Source organism: Friedmanniella luteola (genome assembly GCF_900105065.1).
Taxonomy (GTDB): domain Bacteria; phylum Actinomycetota; class Actinomycetes; order Propionibacteriales; family Propionibacteriaceae; genus Microlunatus; species Microlunatus luteolus.
On the sequence record NZ_LT629749.1, the window covers coordinates 1,625,018 to 1,645,894 of the forward strand.

Here is a 20,877-nt window from a genome sequence, read left to right on the forward strand (position 1 = left end):
CTCGGCCCTCAGCGGACGCCCGGCCAGCCGCCGGGCGGCGGCGGCCCGTACGCGGGCGGCGGGCTGACCGGCGGGGGAGGGGGCGGGGTCGCGGCCGGACCCGGCAGCGGCACCGACCGGGGCCAGGGGAGGGGCGGGCGGCCCGCCGTCGGCGGCAGGATCACCCAGGGCCGCAGCGCCTGCGCGTGCTGCAGCAGTCCGAGCATCCGCTGGTTGACGTCGGGCGGCGCGTGGCCGGACAGCGCCCGCAGGTGCAGGAAGGCGATCTCGGTCAGCGTCTGCTGGAACGCCCGCAGCGCCTCCGCGGCCGGCCGGCCGGCCCGCTGCCGCGCGTACCCGCGCGAGGAGACCCGGTCGCCGAGCCGGGCGACCCAGCGGATCTCCTCCGGCCGGGTCCAGCCCAGCTGCGTGGTCTGCAGCAGGGCGGCGGTGAGCATCCGGCCCTCGCGGACCCGCGCCCAGATCGCCACCGCCAGCAGCACCACCAGCGCGGGCAGCATGATCGCCCCGTAGACGGTGGAGAACCCCTCGGTGCCGTAGTAGGTGCTGCCGTTCCAGACCCCGTGCAGCGTCACGGCGACGAGGAAGCCGAGCGCGGGGGCGAGCCAGCGCAGCACGGGCCGGCGGGTGCTCACCGCGATGCCGACCCCGAGGCCGGTGGCGGCGGTGAACAGCGGGTGCGCGAACGGGCTGATGATCCCGCGGACGATGAAGGTGAGCGTCAGCCCGATCCCGCCGCTCTGCACCAAGGCGGACAGGTAGTAGAGGATGTCCTCGACGAAGGCGAAGCCGATCCCCACCAGCCCCGCGTAGACGAGACCGTCCAGGACACCGTGCACCTGCTGACGCCGCAGCAGCACCACGGTGAGCAGGAAGAGGCCCTTGCCCGCCTCCTCGACCAGCGGCGCGATCACCGCCGTGTCGACGAAGGAGTCCGTGCCGGGCAGGGCGAAGAGCAGCTGCTCGCCGACGAAGGCGATCACCACGGCGACGACGGCGCCCCAGCCGAGCGCGGCGACGCGGTAGCGGCCGGGCTCCGGCTCGTAGCGGTCCAACCAGAAGCAGATCCAGATCAGCAGCGGGAACGAGATCGCGGCCAGCAGGGTGGTGACCACCGCCGCGACCGGGCCGCCGAAGACCACGACGAGCACGGCGATCAGCAGCGCGCCGACCCCCAGCACCGCCATCGTCACCCGGGTCAGCACCGAGGAGCGTCGGCGCAGCAGCTCCGGGGGGACGACCGGCACGGGGGCTCCGGCCGGGTACGGCTGACCGGTCATCGCTGCCTGCTCATGCTCGGCCGTCCTCTCTGGTGCCCCCGCGGGCGCGGTGCTGCGCCCCACCCTAGGCACGGCGGCCGACACCGCACCCGGACGCGGCCGCCCGCACCGCCGGTCCGGCGGCGCTCGCCCGGACCCGACAGCGGGGTGCGCTAGGTTCGGCGCGAGGAGGGAGGTGGTGGCTGACGTGGACGACTTCGACCTGGACCGCAGCACCGCGCAGGCCTGGACGGACTTCCAGGCCCGGCTGGCGGAGGTGGTGTCGGTGATGGACGACACGGCCGACCTGACCATCGGCGTCGAGTCGGTGAGCGAGGAGCCGGCGCCGTTCCTGCGCTTCAGCGCCCCGGCCCAGGACCGGATCCGCTGCGAGGCGGCCGGCAACGCCACCCTCGGCCCCGACTTCCGGCTGGACGAGCAGCAGGTCGCGACCCTGACGGCGCTCGGCTGGCAGGCCCCGACGGCGGCGGGTCCACGGCCCAGCCCGAACTTCTGGGTGGAGGACGAGCAGGAGCGCAGCGACCGGGTGAGCGCGCTCGCCGTCGCCGCCCTCCGGGACGTCTACGGCGTCCAGCACCCCGTGTTCCTCGCCCCCGACCAGCTGACCGAGGTCCTCCGGGGTCCGGCACCCGGGTCCCGGGCCGTCCTGGACCGCGCCCAGCAGCTCGACGCGCTGGTGGACGAGGAGCTGACCCGGATGTACGGGCACCCGCCGATGCGCGACGCCGACGGCGACGTGGCCATCCGGGTCGGCTCGACGATGCTGTTCCTGCGCACCTCCCCGGACGGCCAGGAGGTGACGGTGTTCGCCGCGGTGGTGCACGACGTCGACGGTCGCTCCCGCGCCGCCGAGGTGCTCAACGACCTCAACGTCGAGGCCCGCTGGGTGAAGTTCCAGCTCATCCGCGACCGGGTCTTCGTCACCTTCTCGGTGCTGGCCCGGCCGTTCGTGCCCGAGCACCTGCAGCACGCCGTCAGCATCCTCTCGGAGGTCGCCGACGGCATCGACGAAGACCTGGCAGCCAAGCTGCACGGCCGGACCACCTTCAGCGAGCACGACGGGCCCTGACGACCCGCGACGTCAGGCCGACCGGGAGCCCCGTCCACGCCGCCACAGCAGCAGGGCGCTGAGCCCGACCAGGGCGAAGAACCCGGCCAGCCAGAACCCCGCGTGGGTGGTGTCCGTCGCGGCCAGCGCCTCCAGCAGCGCGGGCCGCCAGCCGAGGGCCTCGGTGAGCAGCGTCGCGACCGCCACCGCGCCGACGAGCAGGCCGCTGGCGATGCTCACGCCGGTGATCAGCAGGTTGTAGTCGATCTTGCGCGCGGGGTCCTCGTCGGCCGTGCGGTAGAGCCGCAGCATCATCAGCCCGTTCGAGGTGTCGCCGAGGGTCATCGCCGCCGTGAACAGGAACGGCAGGCACAGCAGCGACGCCGCGGGCGCCCCGGCCAGGGCGGTCCCGGCGGTCACCATCAGCAGTCCGATCTGGCTCGAGGTGTCGAAGCCCAGGGCGAACAGCAGCCCGACCACGTACACGTGCCGCGGGTGGCGGACCCGGCGCAGCGGTGCCGTCATGATCCGGGCGGCCGGTCCGCGGGGGCTCAGCGCCCCCGGCGGCAGCACCAGACCGGGGTCCGCGCGCAGGGCCCGGCGGAGCCGGAAGGCCTGCCGGAAGGTGGCGAGGTTCGCCACGGCGACCAGCAGCAGGTAGAGCCCGGAGACCGCGAGCCCGACGAACCCGAGCACGCGGGCCGCCCCGGTGCTCTCGTCCAGCGCCACCCGGACGAAGCCCGCGCCGGCGATCACCAGCACCCCGGTCGCCACCACCACCGAGGAGTGCCCGAGGGAGAAGGCCAGCCCCACCGAGGCGGGGTCGCGGCCCTCGGCCACGAACTTCCGGGTGGAGTTGTCGATCATCGAGATGTGGTCGAAGTCGAAGGAGTGCACCAGACCACGGAAGTAGGCGAACGCGGCGGCGCCGACCGTCACCGCGCCGACGGCGCCCGACACGACCCCGTACCCGAGCAGCCCGAGGCCGACCACGTGCAGGACGGCGATGGCGACGAAGGCGGCGCGCACGCGGCGGCCGAACGGCTGCGCGGCCCGGCCCTCCGTGGTCAGCAGCGGGTGCCGGTGCCGAGGTCGTGCATCCGCTGCGGTGGTGCGGCTCATGTGTCGTAGCCTCGATCCCGGAGGGTGGCGTCCCGCCCACCCTACGGAACAGGTGTCCCGCGCGACACCCGAGGTCCGGAGCGGGCGGCCGGGAGGAGGGACCGTGGTGGAACCGGAGCTGGTGGCCCGCGAGGCCCTGCTCGACGCCCGGGACGGCCTGCCCGACCTCGTCGACCGGCTCGCCGCGTTCTCCGACCCGACGCGGTTGCAGCTGCTCATCGCCGTCCACGCCGCGCCCGGGTCGCCCGTCAAGGCGCTGGCCGCCGCCACCGGACTGGCCCCGAACACCGTCACCCAGGCCCTGATCACGCTCCGGGAGGCCGGCCTGGTGGAGCGGGCCCGCGACGGCCGGCTGAGCCGGTGGACGCTCTCGAGCACGGCCGCCCACGCCCTGCTGCACCACCTCGGGGCGCCGCACTCCAGCCTGCACCCGCCGCACTGAGCGCGGCCGACGTCCCGGCAGCGCCTACCATGGAGCCGGTGTCCAGCACGGTAGTCCCGGAGGTCTCCTCCGTCGCCTCGATCTCCTTCGACGAGGCGCTGCCGATCACCGCCTGGCACGACGAGATCGCCGCCACCATCGCCGCGCACCAGGTGGTCGTGGTGGCCGGCGAGACCGGGTCGGGCAAGACCACCCAGCTGCCCAAGATCTGCCTCGAGCTGGGGCGCACCTCGATCGGGCACACCCAGCCGCGGCGGATCGCCGCCCGCACCGTCGCCGAGCGGATCGCCGAGGAGCTGCAGGTCGGGATCGGCCAGCTGGTCGGCTACCAGGTCCGGTTCACCCGGATGGCGTCGCGGCAGACCCGGCTCAAGGTGATGACCGACGGCGTGCTGCTGGCCGAGATCGCGCACGACCGCGACCTGCGCCGCTACGACACGATCATCATCGACGAGGCGCACGAGCGCAGCCTCAACATCGACTTCCTGCTCGGCTACCTCAAGCAGCTGCTGGTCCGCCGCCGCGACCTCAAGCTGGTGGTCACCTCCGCGACCATCGACACGGCCCGCTTCGCCGAGCACTTCGCGGAGCCCGACGGCACCCCGGCCCCGGTCATCGAGGTGTCCGGCCGCACCTTCCCGGTCGAGGTCCGCTACCGGCCGCTGCTCGACCCGGAGGCGGGCGGGGAGACCGACCAGATCGCCGGCATCACCGAGGCGGTCAAGGAGCTCAGCGCCGTCGGCGGGGGCGACATCCTCGTCTTCCTGTCCGGGGAGCGGGAGATCCGCGACACCGCCGAGGCGATCAACGGGATGAAGCTGCGCGGCACCGAGGTGCTGCCGCTCTACGCGCGGCTGTCGGCGGCCGAGCAGCACAAGGTGTTCACCCCGCCCAGCTCCGCGGTCAAGGGCACCGCCGGCAGCACTCGGCGGATCGTGCTGGCCACCAACGTCGCCGAGACCTCCCTGACCGTGCCGGGCATCCGCTACGTCGTCGACACCGGCACCGCCCGCATCTCGCGCTACTCGGCGCGCACCAAGGTGCAGCGGCTGCCGATCGAGCCGATCTCCCAGGCCTCGGCCAACCAGCGGTCCGGCCGCTGCGGCCGGGTGGCGCCGGGGGTGGCCATCCGGCTCTACGACGAGGAGGACTTCGCCGCCCGGCCGGAGTTCACCGAGCCGGAGATCCTGCGCACCAACCTGGCGTCGGTCATCCTGCAGATGACGGCCGCGGGCCTCGGCGACATCGCCGCGTTCCCGTTCGTCGAAGCCCCCGACGGGTCCCAGATCGCCGACGGCCTCCGCCTGCTCGAGGAGCTCGGTGCCCTGGCCGAGGGCGGCAGCCGCAGCACGGTGACGCTCACCGAGGTGGGTCGCCGGCTGGCCGTGCTGCCCGTCGACCCCCGGATGGGTCGGATGCTGCTGGCGGCCGAGCAGCAGGGCTGCCTGCGGGAGATGCTCGTCATCGTCTCCGGGCTGAGCATCCAGGACCCGCGGGAGCGGCCCGCCGAGCACCGGGAGGCGGCGGACGCGCTGCACCGGCGCTTCTGGGCCCCTGCTGCACCACCGGTCCCCGAGCCTGTCGACGGGCGTCCTTCGACAGGCTCAGGGAACGCGAGAGGCTCAGGGAACGGACCAGGGGACCAGGGTCCCGACCCGGACGGCAGCGACTTCATCGCCCTGCTCCGGCTGTGGGACCACCTGAAGCAGTCCCAGCGCGACCTCTCCGGCAACGCCTTCCGGCGGATGTGCCGCGACGAGTTCCTGCACTTCCTCCGCATCCGGGAGTGGCAGGACCTGCACAGCCAGCTCAAGCAGATCACCCGCGACCTCGGGCTGCACCGCAACGAGAACGCCGCGGCGCCCTCCGCGGTGCACACGGCGGTGCTGAGCGGGCTGCTCTCCCACGTCGGCCTGGCCGACGTGCGGGAGGAGACCCCCGGCAAGCCCGGGGCCCGCCGCAAGGGCCGCGCGCCGGCGCGGGAGTACCTCGGTGCGCGCGGGACGCGCTTCGCGATCAACCCGGGCTCCAGCGTGGCCAGGAGCGCGCCGCCGCTGGTGATGGCGGCCGAGATCGTGGAGACGACGCGGCTGTGGGCCCGCACCGTGGCCGCCATCAGGGCCGAGCAGGTCGAGGAGGTCGGCCGGCACCTGCTGAAGCGGCAGTACTCCGAGCCGCACTGGTCGGCGCGCGCCGGGTCGGTGCTGGCGTACGAGCAGGTCAGCCTCTACGGGGTCCCGATCATCGCCCGCCGCCCGGTCTCCTACGGCCGGGTCGCGCCGGCCGAGGCCCGGGAGATCTTCCTCCGGTCCGCCCTGGTGGAGGGGCAGTGGCGGACCCGGCACCACTTCTTCCGCGACAACCAGGCGCTGCGCGCCGAGGCCGAGGCCCTGGAGGAGCGCGCCCGGCGCCGCGACCTCGTGGTGGACGACGACACGATCTTCGCCTTCTACGACGCCCGGGTGCCGGCCGGCACCACGTCGGTCGCGCACTTCGACAGCTGGTGGAAGAAGGCCCGGCACGAGACGCCGGACCTGCTGACCATGACGCTGGACGACCTGACGACCGGGGCCGCCGACCTGCTGGACACCGACGCCTTCCCCGACACCTGGACCGTGCCGGGCAGCGAGGGGGCCGAGCACGAGCTCGCGGTCGCGTACCTCTTCGAGCCCGGGACGGCCCGGGACGGGGTGACCGTCCGGGTCCCGGTGACGGTGCTCAACCAGCTCGACGGGGCGCCGTTCAGCTGGCAGGTGCCGGGGCTGCGGGCCGAGCTGGCCACCGAGCTGGTCCGCTCGCTGCCCAAGGCGACGCGGCGGAACTTCGTGCCTGCGCCGGAGTTCGCCACCCGGGCCCTGGCCTGGCTGGCGCAGCACCCCGGCGCCCCGACCGAGACGCTGCCGGCCGCGCTGGGCCGGGCGCTGCGGGCGCTCACCGGCGAGGTCGTGGCGGCGGAGGAGTGGAACCCGGCGGCCGTGCCGACGCACCTGCGGGTCCGCTTCGTCGTGCTGGCCGAGGGGCGTGGTGCGGGGGAGCCGGGTGCCGGTGACCCCGCGGCCGGCGTGCTGGGCGCCGGCGAGGACCTCGAGGAGCTGAAGCAGACGCTGGCGCGCCAGGTCCGGCAGACGCTCTCCTCGGCCGCGTCCGAGCACACCCGGACCGGCCTGACCACGTGGGACCTCGGCGCGCTCCCCGAGCAGGTCCAGCTGAGCCGCGGCGGTCACGCCGTCGTGGGCTACCCGGCGCTCGTCGACGAGGGCGCGACCGTCGGCGTCACCGTCCTCGACACCCCGGAGCGTCAGGCCACCAGCCACGCCGCCGGACTGCGCCGGCTGGTGCTGCTGGGCACCCCTGACCCGACGAAGTGGGTCATCGCCCACCTCGGCAACGCCGAGAAGCTGGCGCTCGGTCAGAGCCCGTACCCCGGCGTGCCCCAGCTGCTGGCCGACGCCCGGCTCGCGTCGGTCGGCTCGCTCGTCGTCGCGGCCGGTGGCACGGCGGTCCGCGACGCGGCCGCGTTCCAGACCCTGTGCGACACCGTCCGGGCCGACAACGCCGACCGGATGCGGGAGGTCGTCCGGCTGGCCTCGACCACGCTGGCCGGGTGGCGGGGCGTCCTGGCCGACCTGCCGCGCGTCGAGGCGGTCAGCCCGCCGGCGGCCGCCGACCTGCGCGAGCAGCTCGCCAACCTCGTCTTCCCGGGCTTCCTGGCCGTCACCGCCTACCCGCACCTGGTCGACCTGCCCCGCTACCTGCAGGCGGCCCGGATCCGCATCGACACGCTGCTGTCCACGCCGGCGCGGGACGCGACCCCGCTCGCGACGATCAGCCGCTGCGAGGACGCGTACGCCGAGCTGTGCGGCGCCGTGCCCCCCGGACCGCTGCCGGCCCACGTCGAGGAGGTCGGCTGGCTGCTCGAGGAGCTGCGGGTCGGCCTGTTCGCCCAGCCGCTGCGGACCAAGGTGCCCGCGTCGGAGAAGCGCGTGATGAGCGCGGTGCGGGCGGCCCGGGCCCGGCTCTGACGGGGTGAGGTGGGTCGTCCCCCTCCCGGACACGGGCGGCGCCGAGCCCGGGCGAGCCGTCCGTCGCGGCCTCGTCCGACCGGTCGGGCGGGTCGGCGCGGGTAGATTGGTGCGCATGATGGACCCGGCCGACCTCTACACCGTGGACGAGGCCGTCGTGGCCAAGATGGCGCAGGCCCACCCGGTGCTGATCACCCAGCTCGACGGGTTCGTGGACGCCGGGCAGGCCGGTCGGCTGCTGTCGGCGCACCTGCTGGAGCACCTCGACCACGAGGTCCTCGCCGAGTTCGACCACGACCAGCTGCACGACTACCGCAGCCGCCGGCCGGCCATGATCTTCGACACCGACCGGTGGAAGTCCTACGCCGACCTGCACCTGCGGCTGCACCGCGTCGTCGACGAGCAGGGCGAGGTGTTCCTGCTGCTCAGCGGCCCGGAGCCCGACGTCCAGTGGGAGCGGTTCTCGGCGGCGCTCGTCCAGCTGGTCGAGCGGCTGGGTGTCCGGCTCACCGTCAGCGTGCACGGCATCCCGATGGCGGTCCCGCACACCCGGCCGGTCACCCTGACGGCGCACGCGACCGACCCCGCGCTGGTCCAGGGCTACCGCAGCTGGATCGACCGGGTGGAGGTGCCGGCGAGCTTCACCGGCCTGCTCGAGTTCCGGCTGGGCCAGCTGGACCGCAAGGCCATGGGCTTCGCCGCCCACGTGCCGCACTACCTGGCGCAGGCGGCCTTCCCGGAGGCCGCGCTGACGCTGGTCCGCTCGCTCAACCAGGCGACCGGGCTGGCCGTGCCCCTCGACGCGCTGGAGAGGTCCTCGGCCGGCAACCTCGCCGACATCGCCGGGGAGATGGCCGGCTCGGCCGAGGTGCAGGAGCTGGTCGGCACCCTCGAGCAGCAGTACGACGCCCTGAAGGCCGAGCAGCAGAACGACCCGGTGCCCAGCGCCGAGGAGATCGCAGCCGAGTTCGAGAAGTTCCTCGCCGACCGCGAGAAGGACGTCTGACCGCCCCCTGAGCCCGTCGGAGGGCTCGTTCGCCGGGCCTGTCGCCGGGCCTTCGACGAGTCAGCCCGCAGGGGACAGGGGCGCTGTCCGGGCCAGGCCCGCCCTCAGGTCAGCCGCTCGCGCCGAAGCGCTCCACCCGGACCCGGCCGGGGTCGACGCCGAGACCGACCAGCAGGTCGCTGGCGCCGCCCGCGAACGGCGCCGAGCCGCAGACGAAGCACGTGGCGGCGTCGTCCAGCAGGGGGGCCAGCTCGCTGGCCAGCAGCCGGCCGGCGGACCGCCCGTCGGGGCCGGCCTCCCGGGACAGCGCGACCAGCGCGCCGGCCGCCCGCAGCTCGTCGGCGTAGGGGAGACCGTCCAGCGTCCGGGCGGCGACGGCCAGCCGCAGCAGCTCGGGGCGTCCCACGTCGGCGGCGTGCCGGAGCATCGCCACCAGCGGGACGACGCCGCTGCCGCCGGCCACCCCGAGCGCCGGGCCGGTGGCGTCCCAGACGAACCAGCCGCCGATCGGTCCCCGGACCTCGAGCTGGTCACCGGGACCGACCGCCTGGGCCAGGTAGGGCGACACCTCGCCGTCGGGCAGCTCCTCGACGTACAGCTCGACCAGCGGGTCGGACGGCGCCGAGGCCAGGGAGTACGAGCGGGTGGCGGTGTAGCCGTCCTCGGCGGTCAGCCGGAGCACGTAGTGCTGGCCGGGGAGGTGGTCGACGCGGTCGGGCACCTCGAGCCGCAGCACCACCCCGTGCGGGTGCGGGTGCGCGACCTCGCGGACGGTGGCCGTGCGCCAGGGTCCGGCGGTCGGGGCGAGCACCCTCAGTCGCCCTGGTAGCGCTGCTCGCGCCACGGGTCGCCGAGGTCGTGGTAGCCGTTGCGCTCCCAGAAGCCGTGCTGGTCGTGGTCCAGCAGGGTCAGCCGGGTGATCCACTTGGCCGACTTCCAGAAGTACAGGTGCGGCACCAGCAGCCGGACGGGGCCGCCGTGGTCGCGGGCCAGCGGCTGGCCGTCGAAGCTCCAGACCACCCAGGCCTGGCCGCCGCGGACGTGCTCGAGGGGCAAGTTGGTGGTGTAGCCGGTCGTCGAGGTGGCCAGCACGTGGGTCGCCGCGGACGTCGGGCCGGCAGCGTCGAGCAGCAGGTCGACGCTGACCCCGGCGAAGCGGGTGTCGAACTTGGACCAGGTCGTGACGCAGTGGATGGGGCCCCGGTACTCGGTCTCGGGCAGGGCGTGCAGGTCGTCCCAGCTCCAGGTCTGCGGGTGCTCGACGAGGCCGTCGACGGTCATCGTCCAGCGCTGCGGGTCGATACGGGGCGTCACCTCCGCCGTCAGCACCGGCCAGTCGTCGCCGGTGTCGTACTGGCCGGGCGGCAGGTCCTCCCGCGGCGGCCGCCGCCGGCCCACGAAACCGAACTGCGCCATCTCGTCCTCCTCGTCTGCGGTCCTGGGTCCATCCTGGCGCACGGGGCTCTCGATAGGCTGCGCCGCATGCCCCAGTCCGTGGACGAGCTGATCGCGCTGCTGGACCTCGAGGAGATCGAGGTCGGCCTCTACCGCGCCCGTCAGCCGCGCAGCAGGCTGCAGCGCGTGTTCGGGGGCCAGGTGCTGGCGCAGGCGCTGCTCGCCGCGAGCCGGACCGTCCCGCCGGACCGGACGGTGCACTCGCTGCACGCCTACTTCCTGGTCGCCGGGCGGACGGACCTGCCGTTGGTCTACGACGTCGAGGCGGTCCGCGACGGCGGCTCCTTCTCCTCCCGCCGGGTGGTGGCCCGGCAGGCCGGGAAGGTGATCTTCTACCTGTCGGCGTCGTTCCACCTGCTCGAGGACGGCTACGAGCACGCCGACCCGGTGCCCGACGGCGTCCCGGCTCCCGAAAACTGCCCCCGGCTCAGCGAGGCCCTGGCGAAGGCATCGGGGCGGCCCGCGTCGGCCTGGGAGGAGGAGTGGGGCGCGATCGACGCCCGCTACGTCGGCGACTCCCGGCTGGGCGGCCTGCCACTGGACCCGGAGCACCCGGCCCGCGCCCGCGTCTGGGTCCGGACCAGCAGCGCCCTCCCCGACGACCCCCGGCTGCACGAGGCGGCGCTGGCCTTCATCAGCGACCTGACCCTGCTCTCGGCCAGCACCGTCCCGCACGGCGTGCTCATCGGCCAGGACGTCCAGGCGGCCTCCATCGACCACGCGATGTGGTTCCACCGCCCCTTCCGGGCCGACGAGTGGCTCCTCTACGACCAGATCTCCCCCTCCGCCAACCGGGCGCTGGGCCTCTCGACGGCCCGCCTCTTCCAGCACGGCACCCTGGTCAGCGACGTGGCCCAGGAAGGCCTGATCCGGCCCCTTTCCCCGGAACGGCGCTCGCGCGGGCGCGCCTAGACCCCGTCGACGGCGTCAGGACGGAACGACGAGCGTGTTCCGTCCTTCCTTCTTCCGACGGGGCCGCGCGACCCTCGACGCTCACGCCGCGGGGCGAGCACCGCGAGGAGGGCTCGACCGATGCAGCGTCGGCGAGCGTCGAGGGAGGCTCACGAGAACGTCTCAGCGCCCCCGCGCGAGCAGGCTGCCCAGAAAGCACAAGACCACCCGGAGGGGGGCTCCGGGTGGTCTTGGGTGCGGTACTGGCCGCGAGGGGGATCAGGCAGCCAGTACGGACTTGCCGCGCAGCTTGGCGATGGCGTGACGCTCGATCTGGCGCACCCGCTCGGCGGTGATGCCCCACACGGCACCGATGTCGGCGAGCTTGGCCTGACGGCCGTCGACCAGACCGTAGCGGCGTCGTACGACGTCGGCTGAGCGGTCGTCCAGGGTGGAGAGCATCGCCTCGAGGCGGGCGTGCTCCTCGGCGTCGAGGAAGACCTCGTCCGGGCCGGGCATCGGCTCGCGGGCGATCAGGTCGCCCAGAGCGGTGTCCCCACCCTCCTCGACCGGGGCGTCGAGGCTGACGTGGTCACGGCCGTAGCGGATCAGGTCCAGCACCCGCTCGGGCGTGAGGTCCATCTCGGTGGCGATCTCGGTGATCTCGGGGTCCCGTCCGAGACGGCGCTCCAGGGTGCGCCGGACGGCGCCGACCTGGTTGACCTGCTCGGCGACGTGAACCGGGAGCCGGACGATGCGACCCTGCTGGGCGATACCGCGGCTGATCGACTGCCGCACCCACCAGGTGCCGTACGTGGAGAACTTGAAACCCTTGGTGTAGTCGAACTTCTCGACCGCCCGGATGAGTCCGGTGTTGCCCTCCTGCACCAGGTCGAGCAGCGGCATCTGCGACCGGCCGTACTTGCGGGCGACTGAGACGACCAGGCGGAGGTTGGCGGTGACGAAACGCTGCATGGCGCGCTGACCCTCTTCGGCCAGGAACCCCAGCTCGGCGCGGGTGGGACGCTTGGCCCCCTTGCCGCGCTCGGCGGCGGTGACGTCGCCGTTCAGGATGTGCTCGGCGTAGAGCCCGACCTCGATGGTCTTGGCGAGCTCGACCTCTTCCTCGGCCGTCAGCAGCGGCGTCTTGGCGATGCCTTCCAGATATAGACCGACTGCATCCTTGCCATCGATGCCTTCGGAAACTCGCGAACGAGCAGTTGCTGCCACGGTGGCCCCTTTCGTTGCCTTCGACAGATTCAACGTCCGGGACGGCGAGAAGGATTCCTCGGGAGCCCTGAAGAATCCCTGAGACGTCCTGCTGTTGAACCCTCGGTCCTAGTTCGGAGCCGATGCAGACACTGGATGCATACCCATCGGAGGCACCCTCAGCGTCGTCACAGCGAAATGCCGCCCTCCCGGTGGCAGGAGGGCGGCGTCGGGGCCGGTGGTCAGCCGGTGATCTGGTCCAGGATCCAGGCGTACTCGAACGCCGTCTCGCGCCAGCTCTTGTAGCGCCCGCTGACGCCGCCGTGACCGGCCGTCATCTCGGTCTTGAGCAGGATCGGCCGGTCGTCGGGGTTGGTGGCGGTGTGCCGCAGGGCGGCCACCCACTTGGCCGGCTCGACGTAGTAGACGCGGGTGTCGTTGAGGCTGGTGGTGGCCAGGATCGACGGGTAGTCCTGGGCGCTCACGTTCTCGTAGGGCGAGTAGCTCTTCATGTAGGCGTAGACCTCGGGATCGTGCAGCGGGTCGCCCCACTCCTCCCACTCGATGACGGTGAGCGGGAGCTCGGGGTCGAGGATCGTGGTGAGGGCGTCGACGAACGGCACCCCGGCGTGGATCGCCCGGAAGGTGCCCGGCGCCAGGTTGGCGACGGCACCCATCAGCAGGCCGCCGGCGCTGGCCCCGCGGGCCGCCAGCCGGTCGCTGCTGGTGTAGCCGTTCTCCAGCAGGTGGTGGGCGGCCGCGATGAAGTCGGTGAACGTGTTGCGCTTGGTGAGGGTCTTGCCGTCCTCGTACCAGCGCCGGCCGAGCTCCCCACCGCCGCGCACGTGCGCGATCGCGAAGACCACACCCCGGTCCAGCAGCGACAGCCGGGCCAGCGAGAAGGTCGGGTCGATGCTGATCTCGTAGGAGCCGTAGCCGTACAGCACGGCGGGGGCGCGGCCGTCGAGTGCGACGTCGGCGCGGCGGACGATGGACAGCGGCACCCGCGTCCCGTCCTCCGCGGTCGCCCAGGCCCGCTCCTGGACGTAGCGGGCGGGGTCGAAGGGGCCGAACGTCGGGTCGTCCAGCACCGGGGTGCGCTTGAGCAGCGTCAGCTCCCCGGTGGCCAGGGTGTAGTCGTAGACCGAGTCCGGGGTCAGCATCGAGGCGTAGCTGAGCCGGATGGTCGGCGTCTCGTACTCGGACTCCCCGGGGGCGTCGACGACGTGCAGGATCTCGTCGAAGGCGATGTCGGCGCCGGGGCCGAAGTCACCGGCCGCGTCGCGGGGGAGGACGTGCAGCGCGGTCAGGCCGTCGCGCCGCAGCGAGACGACGGCGTGGCCGGCGTAGGCGCTGACGCCCAGCAGCCGGACCCCCGGCTGGTGGGGGAGCACGGTCTCCCACTGCTCGGGACCCGTGGCGTCCAGCGGCGCCTGGGCCAGGGTGAAGTCCTCGGCGCCGCCGTCGTTGTGCACGACGAGCAGCCGGTCGCCGGCGGGCTCGACGTCGTACTCGACGCCCTCACGCCGGGGCGCCACCAGCCGGGGCGTGCTCTCCGGCTCGTCGGTCGGCAGCAGGTGGTACTCCGAGGTGAGCTTGGAGCCCATCCCGATCACGATCCAGCGCTCGTCCCGGCTGGTGTCGACGCCGACCCAGAACCGCTCGTCGGGCTCGGTGATCACCTCGGCGTCCCCGGCGGGGTCGCTGCCCAGCCGGTGCCGGAGGACGACGTAGGGCCGCCAGGCCTCGTCGGCGCGGGTGTAGAAGAGGTGGCTGTTGCCGGCCCAGGCCACGCCGTAGGCGGTGTCGTCGATCTGGTCGGGCAGCTCGGACCCGGTGCTCAGGTCGCGGACCCGCAGCGTGAAGCGCTCCCCGCCGGTGGTGTCCACCGAGTAGGCCAGCAGCCGGCCGTCCTCGGAGACGCTGAACGCACCGACGGAGAAGAAGTCGTGGCCCTCGGCCTCGGCGTTGCCGTCGAGCAGGACCTGCTCCCCGACGATCTGCTGCCCGGGGTCGGGCGGCGTACCGCGGTCCGCGGCCTCGACCCGGCAGAAGATCGCGTACTCCGAGCCCTCGACGGTGCGGCTGTAGTACCAGTACGCGCCGCCGCCGCGGTGCGCGGCGTAGCTGGGCACCGACAGGTCGGTCTCCTGCGTGCGGGCCTTGATCTCCCCGAACACGGCGTCGGTCAGGTCGGCCAGGTGGGCGGTGCGGGCCTCGGTGTAGCGGTTCTCGGCCTCGAGGTGGGCGATGACCTCGGGGTCCTCCTTGTCCCGCAGCCACTCGTAGTGGTCGGTGACCGTGTCACCGTGGTGGGTCCGCTGGTGCGGCCGCCGGTCGGCGGTCGGCGGCAGCGGCGTGGCGGTGGGGTCGGGCACGGGAGGCATGATCCACCGACCTTAACCGGCGCTGCCGGGCGCGGCGGCGCTCAGCCCGAGGGGGCGACGAGATCGCGCAGCAGGGCGAGGTCGTGCCGGTCCTGGGGCCGGGGCGGGTAACCGGTGTGGAAGCGCTGCTGCCGGGCCGCGGACAGGCATGGCAACGGGTGGTCGGCGAGCACCCCCAGCACCAGGTCGGCCGCGGGGTAGTGGAAGGTGGCGCCGTCGAGCCCCGCCTGGACGCCGTCGCCCCAGGCGTCGAAGACGACGGGGTGCAGGTCGACCCAGCGGTCCTGCGGCGCGGCGAGCTCCAGCCGGACGGGCAACCAGTCGGTCTCGGGGGCGTAGCCGAGGGCGGCGAGCGTCTCCACGGCGGCGTCGAGGTGCTCGGCGTCGACGGCCAGGTCGAGGTCGCGGTGCGGCCGCGTGACCCGGCCCACCAGCGCGTCGACGCCCCAGCCGCCCGCGACCCAGTGCGGCACCGCCGCCTCGTCCAGGGCCCCGGTGACGGCCAGCACGTCGGTGAGCAGCACGGACGTCACGCTAGCCGGGTCCGTGGTCGGCGCCACGGCGTTGACGGTGGGGACCTTTACGACAGGATGTGCGCATGGGAGCCGAGGTCGACCAGACCACGTTCACGCGCGAGGACCGCAAGCGGCACCGGGAGAAGGTGCGCCGGGGCCTCGACGTGCTCGCGCGGATGCTCACCGAGTCGCGCTTCGACTTCGAGCGGCCCATGGTGGGGCTGGAGATCGAGCTGAACCTGGTGGACGAGCAGTGCGAGCCGGCGATGCGGAACGCCGAGGTCCTGCAGGCGATCGCCGACCCGGCCTTCGTCACCGAGCTCGGCCGGTTCAACATCGAGATCAACGTGCCGCCCCACCGGCTCAACGAGTCGGGCTTCACCCGCTTCGAGGAGTCGGTGCGCGCGGCGCTGAACGCCGCCGACCCGAAGGCGCAGGAGATCGGGGCGCAGACCGTGATGGTCGGCATCCTGCCGACGCTGCGCCCCGAGCACGTGCGGGCCGGCAACCTCAGCGAGAACCCGCGCTACTCGCTGCTGGACCAGCAGATCTTCGCCGCCCGCGGGGAGGACCTCGAGATCGTCATCGACGGCGTCGAGCGGCTGCAGATGGTGTCCGACACCATCACACCGGAGGCCGCCTGCACCTCCACGCAGGTGCACCTGCAGGTCAGCCCGGACGACTTCGCGGGCTACTGGAACGCCGCGCAGGCCATCGCCGGGGTGCAGGTGGCGGTCGGGGCGAACTCGCCCTACCTGTTCGGCCACGAGCTGTACTCCGAGTCCCGGATCCCGCTCTTCGAGCAGAGCACCGACACCCGGCCCGAGGAGCTGAAGGTGCAGGGCGTGCGCCCCCGCGTCTGGTTCGGGGAGCGCTGGGTCACCTCGATCTTCGACCTGTTCGAGGAGAACTCGCGGTACTTCCCGGCGCTGCTGCCGGTCACCAGCGACGAGGACCCGGCGGCGGTGCTGGACGAGGGCGGGGTCCCGCGGCTCGAGGAGCTGAAGGTGCACAACGGCACCGTGTACCGGTGGAACCGGCCGGTCTACGACGTCTCCGACGGCAAGCCGCACCTGCGGGTCGAGAACCGCGTGCTGCCCGCCGGCCCCACCGTCGTCGACACCCTCGCCAACGCGGCGTTCTTCGCGGGACTGGTCCGGGCGCTGGCCGACGACGACCGTCCGCTGTGGAGCCAGATGTCGTTCCAGGCCGCCCAGGACAACTTCGTCGCCGGCGCCCGGCACGGCATCGGCGCGGAGGTGTACTGGCCGCGGGTCGGCCAGGTGCCGGCCGCGGAGCTGGTGGTCCGCAAGCTGCTGCCGCGCGCCGCCGAAGGGCTCGCGCTGTGGGGCGTCTCGGACGCCGAGAGCGGTCGCCTGCTGGACATCGTGGAGCGCCGGTGCTTGACCGGGGTCAACGGGGCCACGTGGCAGACTGCCGAGGTGCACCGTCGGGAGCGGGCGGGGGAGTCCCGCGAGGCGGCCCTGCGCGGCATGCTCAGCCGTTACCTGGACGGGATGCACAGCAACGAGCCCGTACACACGTGGGAGGCGGACTGATGTCCGAGACGCAGCAGACCGGGTCGCCGCGGACCTCGCCCGGGACCGGCACGTCCGGCGCGGCCGCGGCGCCGCGGGTGATCGTCGTCGGCTACTCCTCCAAGCCCGAGGGCCGCGCGGCGCTCGCCCGCGCGCTGACCGAGGCCCGGGCCCGGAACGCCGAGGTCGTCGTCGTGCACAGCTCGCCCGACTCCGAGCTCGCCGGGCTGCGGGCGGAGCTGGCTGCGTCGGGGGTGCCCCATGAGATCAAGGAGGCCGCCGACGCGCTCGACCCGGCGGAGGAGCTGATCACGACCGCGGACGCCCGCGCCGCCGAGTTCATCGTCATCGGGCTCCGCAGGCGCTCCCCGGTCGGGAAGCTGCTGCTGGGGAGCAACGCCCAGCGGGTGCTCCTGGACGCCGCCTGCCCGGTGCTGGCGGTCAAGGCCGAGACCGTCTGAAGGCTCGCCGCGAGCCCTCCCCCGCGCGCCCGGCGCGGGTGCCGCTGGCTCGAGGGTTGCTCCCGCGCGCGTACGCTGGACGCAGACCCTGCAGATGCACACTGAGGAACTCTCCGTGAATCCTCAGTGCGATGTTTGGAGGGCCGTGACAGACTACGTCCTGGAGCTCCTGTTGACATCCGCGGGGCTCTGCCTGCCCTTGTTCCACCTCGCAAGCCCGAGAGGTACTTTGTGACACCCCCCTCCCACGCAGACCCGTCGTCCACCGTCGCCGTGAGCGCGGCGGCCGCTGACCGTGCTCCTCAGGTGAGCGCCCCGGTGAAGAAGGCGCCCGCCAAGCGTGCTCCGGCCAAGAAGGCCGCCCTCAAGGCGGTCACCACGGAGGGCAAGGCCCCGGTCCGGCGCGGGCCCGCGGCCAAGACCGCGGCGGCTCCGGTGTCCGACGACGACGCGGTGCCCACCGAGCTCGAGGACATCAGCGTCGAGGAGCTGGCCGCGGCCGTCCCCGAGGGCGAGGTGGCCGGCACCGACGTGGTGGTCGAGATCGACGCCGACGAGCTCGTGGTCACGGTCGGCAAGAAGCTGACCCTGGACGACGTCGACGAGAACGCCTTCGAGCCGGCCAAGGTCGCGCCGCTGGAGAAGGAGCTGGTCGAGGACCAGGGCTTCGTCCTCTCCGCCGCCGACGACGCCGACGAGCCCGAGCAGCAGGTCATGGTCGCCGGCGCCACCGCCGACCCGGTCAAGGACTACCTGAAGCAGATCGGCAAGGTCGCGCTGCTGAACGCCGAGATGGAGGTCGAGCTCGCCAAGCGGATCGAGGCCGGCCTCTTCGCGGACGAGAAGATCAACGACCCCAAGGTCAAGACGAAGGCCGCCCAGCTCGAGGACTTCGAGTGGATCGCCGAGGACGGCCGCCGGGCCAAGAACCACCTGCTCGAGGCCAACCTGCGTCTCGTGGTCAGCCTGGCCAAGCGCTACACCGGCCGCGGCATGCTGTTCCTGGACCTGATCCAGGAGGGCAACCTGGGCCTCATCCGTGCGGTCGAGAAGTTCGACTACACCAAGGGCTACAAGTTCTCCACCTACGCGACGTGGTGGATCCGGCAGGCGATCACCCGGGCGATGGCCGATCAGGCCCGCACCATCCGCATCCCGGTGCACATGGTCGAGGTCATCAACAAGCTGGCCCGGGTGCAGCGCCAGATGCTGCAGGACCTGGGCCGGGAGCCCACGCCGGAGGAGCTCGCCAAGGAGCTCGACATGACTCCGGAGAAGGTCGTGGAGGTGCAGAAGTACGGTCGCGAGCCGATCTCCCTGCACACCCCGCTGGGCGAGGACGGCGACTCCGAGTTCGGCGACCTGATCGAGGACTCCGAGGCGGTCGTCCCGGCCGACGCCGTCAGCTTCACCCTCCTGCAGGAGCAGCTGCACGACGTGCTGGACACCCTCAGCGAGCGCGAGGCCGGCGTGGTCTCGATGCGGTTCGGCCTGACCGACGGCCAGCCGAAGACGCTCGACGAGATCGGCAAGGTCTACGGGGTGACGCGTGAGCGGATCCGGCAGATCGAGTCCAAGACCATGAGCAAGCTGCGGCACCCGTCGCGCTCGCAGGTCCTGCGCGACTACCTGGACTGAGATCTCGGGCTCAAACCGCGCCTGGCTAGGTGTTCAGCGGCCTTCGGCCGAGTCCGCTACCTCGCCCAGCGCTCTAGTCCAGAGATAGTGCGGTAGGTCAGGACGTGCCAGAGCGCGTCCTGTCCCTACTGCTGTCCTCGCCGAGGTGCTCGGCTCCTGGAAGCTGCACCTGCGCGCCGAGCGGAAGTCGCCGCAGACCGTCAAGGCCTACGGAGACGGCGTCCGGGCCTATCTGGCCTGGTGCGCCCGGGCCGAGCGGTCTGCGGTGATCGACCGTCGGCAGTTCCGCGAGTTCGTCGACGACCTGCTCAGCGACGGCGCCCGGCCCGCGACCGCGGTTTCACGGCAGCTCGCCGTCCGGCGCTTCTCGGCCTGGCTGACCGAGGAGGGTGAGCAGGCCAGCGACCCGCTGCTGGGGCTGAAGGCCCCCAAGCTCGACAAGCCGGTGGTCGAACCCTTGAGCGACGACCAGCTCCGCGCTCTGCTCAAGGCGTGCCGCGGACCCGAGGTCCGCGACAAGCGCGACGAAGTCATCGTGCGGCTGGTGTTCACCACCGGTGCCCGGGCCGGTGAGGTCGTCGCCCTGCAGACCGGTGACCTCAGCCTGCGGTCCGACCCGCCCACCGCCACCATCCGTCGGGGCAAGGGCGGCACCGGCCGGGTCCCCTTGGCCGTCGAGACGGCCGCCGCGATCGACCGCTACCTGAGGGCCCGCAAGGGCCACCGGCTGGCGGGGGAGTCGGCCCTCTGGGTGGGCGATCGCGGCAAGGGCTTCACCTGTGACGCCCTGCACAAGACCCTCGCGATGCGGGCCCAGGCGGCCGGCATCGCGGGTTTCCACCCACCCCTGCTCCGGCACACCGCGGCCCACCGCTGGCTTGCCAAGGGCGGTTCGGAGGGCGGGCTGATGGCGGTGGCCGGCTGGACCCGGCCCGACATGCTGCTGCGCTGCACCAAGGCCCAGGCGTCGGTCCGCGCCGCCGAGGAGGCACGGCGGCTCAACCTGGGGGAACTTTGATCTGACCTGGTCAGTGGCGTCTTCGGCAACGTTCCCCCGGTCTTCGGGGTGGTGACTCGCAGCGGAGGGAGCCCGGGATCGTCGGCCCTTCAACGTCTGGCGGTGTCCCCGGGCCGGGCTGGCTCGTCCCAGCGGCGGCGGCACCCTCTCGTCCTGGTGGACCCCTTTGCTCGGGTCGCCCACGCGTCAGCGGTGGTGACTGGTCGAGCGCTCCTGAGCAGCCCTGCAGGTGACGAGTTGGCGCTGCCGGAGGCCCGAGCTCGGGGCCCAAGTTGTCCACAGGTCCGACAATGCAAGAGGTGTGTGGCACTTCGATCTTTGGGTCGTACCCCTGCTGGTCGCGTCGAAGACTGCGAAGCTGCGTCGCCGGTGTGCCGGCTCAGGGGCAGGCTCCGGCCGCTGACGACAGCCGAGTCAGAGCAATTGAGATGCTGGGCACACCGTGCCTCTGCTGTGGGCCGTAGGTGCGGGAAGGTCCTGACTCCCGGGCCGAACGCGGTGTCGGTGCTGATGGCCACCACCGACGACTGGGCGGTGTTCGGCGAACCGCCGGGGCGGAGGGGCCGGCTAGTGGTGGGGTGGGACCGGATGCAGCTGGTCGTCGATAACCAGGCTCTGCTAGACGACCTCAACCGCTACGCCCCTGACGGCCTGTGGGCGGCGAGGACGCCCTCCACGGCAAGTGTGTGGTCGTCATCGCCTGAGACGGTGACGTCGACTTCGCCCACCACGACGCCGGCGCCCAGTTCGCCGCGCTGACGGGCATCGGCCAGGCCGTGTTCGCCGTACTCCCGCTGCCAGCGGTCCTACAGGAGCAGTCGACAAAGTGCTCTAAATCCTGCGGG

The 20,877-nt window shown here is 73.0% G+C and carries 16 protein-coding genes; 9 read left to right on the plus strand and 7 right to left on the minus strand.

Annotated features, from left to right (window positions below; all coding sequences use genetic code 11):
- Positions 1–8: 8 nt before the first annotated feature.
- A complete protein-coding gene (locus tag BLT72_RS07670) occupies positions 9–1,280 on the minus strand; it encodes a PrsW family intramembrane metalloprotease (RefSeq protein WP_091411690.1) in 1,272 nt (423 codons plus the stop codon).
- Positions 1,281–1,458: 178 nt separating this feature from the next.
- On the opposite strand from BLT72_RS07670, the gene BLT72_RS07675 reads away from it, so the two are divergent.
- Positions 1,459–2,349 (plus strand): T3SS (YopN, CesT) and YbjN peptide-binding chaperone 1, encoded by an 891-nt coding sequence (locus BLT72_RS07675; protein ID WP_231930414.1) that lies wholly within the window; start codon positions 1,459–1,461, stop codon positions 2,347–2,349.
- A 12-nt stretch (positions 2,350–2,361) separates the two neighbouring features.
- On the opposite strand, the gene BLT72_RS07680 is transcribed toward BLT72_RS07675, so the two are convergent.
- The gene (locus tag BLT72_RS07680) at positions 2,362–3,450 is read right to left on the minus strand and encodes a HoxN/HupN/NixA family nickel/cobalt transporter (protein ID WP_091411695.1); all 1,089 of its coding nucleotides are present in this window, start codon (positions 3,448–3,450) and stop codon (positions 2,362–2,364) included.
- A gap of 103 nt (positions 3,451–3,553) precedes the next feature.
- Between BLT72_RS07680 and BLT72_RS07685 the strand changes: the two genes are divergently transcribed.
- From BLT72_RS07685 to BLT72_RS07695, 3 genes are all read left to right on the plus strand, one after another.
- Positions 3,554–3,892, plus strand: coding sequence for an ArsR/SmtB family transcription factor (locus BLT72_RS07685; protein WP_197677224.1), 339 nt, complete (start codon positions 3,554–3,556; stop codon positions 3,890–3,892).
- A 29-nt stretch (positions 3,893–3,921) separates the two neighbouring features.
- Positions 3,922–7,914 (plus strand): ATP-dependent RNA helicase HrpA, encoded by a 3,993-nt coding sequence (gene hrpA, locus BLT72_RS07690; protein ID WP_091411699.1) that lies wholly within the window; start codon positions 3,922–3,924, stop codon positions 7,912–7,914.
- Between the two features lie 115 nt (positions 7,915–8,029).
- Positions 8,030–8,920: a proteasome assembly chaperone family protein gene (locus BLT72_RS07695; protein WP_091411701.1), complete on the plus strand. Its 891-nt coding sequence runs from the start codon at positions 8,030–8,032 to the stop codon at positions 8,918–8,920.
- Positions 8,921–9,029: 109 nt separating this feature from the next.
- Here BLT72_RS07695 and BLT72_RS07700 read toward each other — a convergent pair whose 3' ends face one another.
- Together BLT72_RS07700 and BLT72_RS07705 are read right to left on the minus strand one after the other, a co-directional pair.
- Positions 9,030–9,731, minus strand: coding sequence for an FAD-binding oxidoreductase (locus BLT72_RS07700; RefSeq protein ID WP_231930416.1), 702 nt, complete (start codon positions 9,729–9,731; stop codon positions 9,030–9,032).
- Positions 9,732–9,733: 2 nt separating this feature from the next.
- Positions 9,734–10,336 (minus strand): sulfite oxidase-like oxidoreductase, encoded by a 603-nt coding sequence (locus BLT72_RS07705; RefSeq protein ID WP_091411703.1) that lies wholly within the window; start codon positions 10,334–10,336, stop codon positions 9,734–9,736.
- Between the two features lie 66 nt (positions 10,337–10,402).
- Here BLT72_RS07705 and BLT72_RS07710 point away from each other — a divergent pair, with 66 nt between their 5' ends.
- Positions 10,403–11,287, plus strand: coding sequence for an acyl-CoA thioesterase (locus tag BLT72_RS07710; protein ID WP_091411705.1), 885 nt, complete (start codon positions 10,403–10,405; stop codon positions 11,285–11,287).
- A gap of 258 nt (positions 11,288–11,545) precedes the next feature.
- Here the strand turns inward: BLT72_RS07710 and BLT72_RS07715 are convergent, their stop codons facing one another.
- The 3 genes from BLT72_RS07715 to BLT72_RS07725 form a co-directional block, all read right to left on the minus strand.
- On the minus strand, positions 11,546–12,496 hold the full coding sequence (locus tag BLT72_RS07715) for a sigma-70 family RNA polymerase sigma factor (protein ID WP_091411707.1): 951 nt from the start codon (positions 12,494–12,496) through the stop codon (positions 11,546–11,548).
- Positions 12,497–12,717: 221 nt separating this feature from the next.
- Positions 12,718–14,853 carry a S9 family peptidase gene (locus tag BLT72_RS07720; protein ID WP_231930418.1) on the minus strand — a complete coding sequence of 712 codons (2,136 nt, stop codon included), beginning with the start codon at positions 14,851–14,853 and terminating at the stop codon, positions 12,718–12,720.
- 50 nt (positions 14,854–14,903) lie between these two features.
- A complete protein-coding gene (locus tag BLT72_RS07725) occupies positions 14,904–15,386 on the minus strand; it encodes a nucleotidyltransferase domain-containing protein (RefSeq protein WP_091411712.1) in 483 nt (160 codons plus the stop codon).
- A 74-nt stretch (positions 15,387–15,460) separates the two neighbouring features.
- Between BLT72_RS07725 and BLT72_RS07730 the strand changes: the two genes are divergently transcribed.
- From BLT72_RS07730 to BLT72_RS07745, 4 genes are all read left to right on the plus strand, one after another.
- Positions 15,461–16,936 carry a glutamate-cysteine ligase family protein gene (locus tag BLT72_RS07730; RefSeq protein WP_091411715.1) on the plus strand — a complete coding sequence of 492 codons (1,476 nt, stop codon included), beginning with the start codon at positions 15,461–15,463 and terminating at the stop codon, positions 16,934–16,936.
- Complete coding sequence (locus tag BLT72_RS07735) at positions 16,936–17,376, plus strand: universal stress protein (protein ID WP_091411718.1); 441 nt, start codon at positions 16,936–16,938, stop codon at positions 17,374–17,376. Before BLT72_RS07730 ends, BLT72_RS07735 begins: the two co-directional genes overlap by 1 nt.
- 231 nt (positions 17,377–17,607) lie before the next feature.
- Entirely contained in the window at positions 17,608–19,014 is a 1,407-nt protein-coding gene (locus tag BLT72_RS07740) for an RNA polymerase sigma factor (RefSeq protein ID WP_197677225.1), read from the plus strand.
- Positions 19,015–19,159: 145 nt separating this feature from the next.
- Complete coding sequence (locus tag BLT72_RS07745) at positions 19,160–20,032, plus strand: tyrosine-type recombinase/integrase (protein WP_197677226.1); 873 nt, start codon at positions 19,160–19,162, stop codon at positions 20,030–20,032.
- The last annotated feature ends 845 nt before the right edge of the window (positions 20,033–20,877 follow it).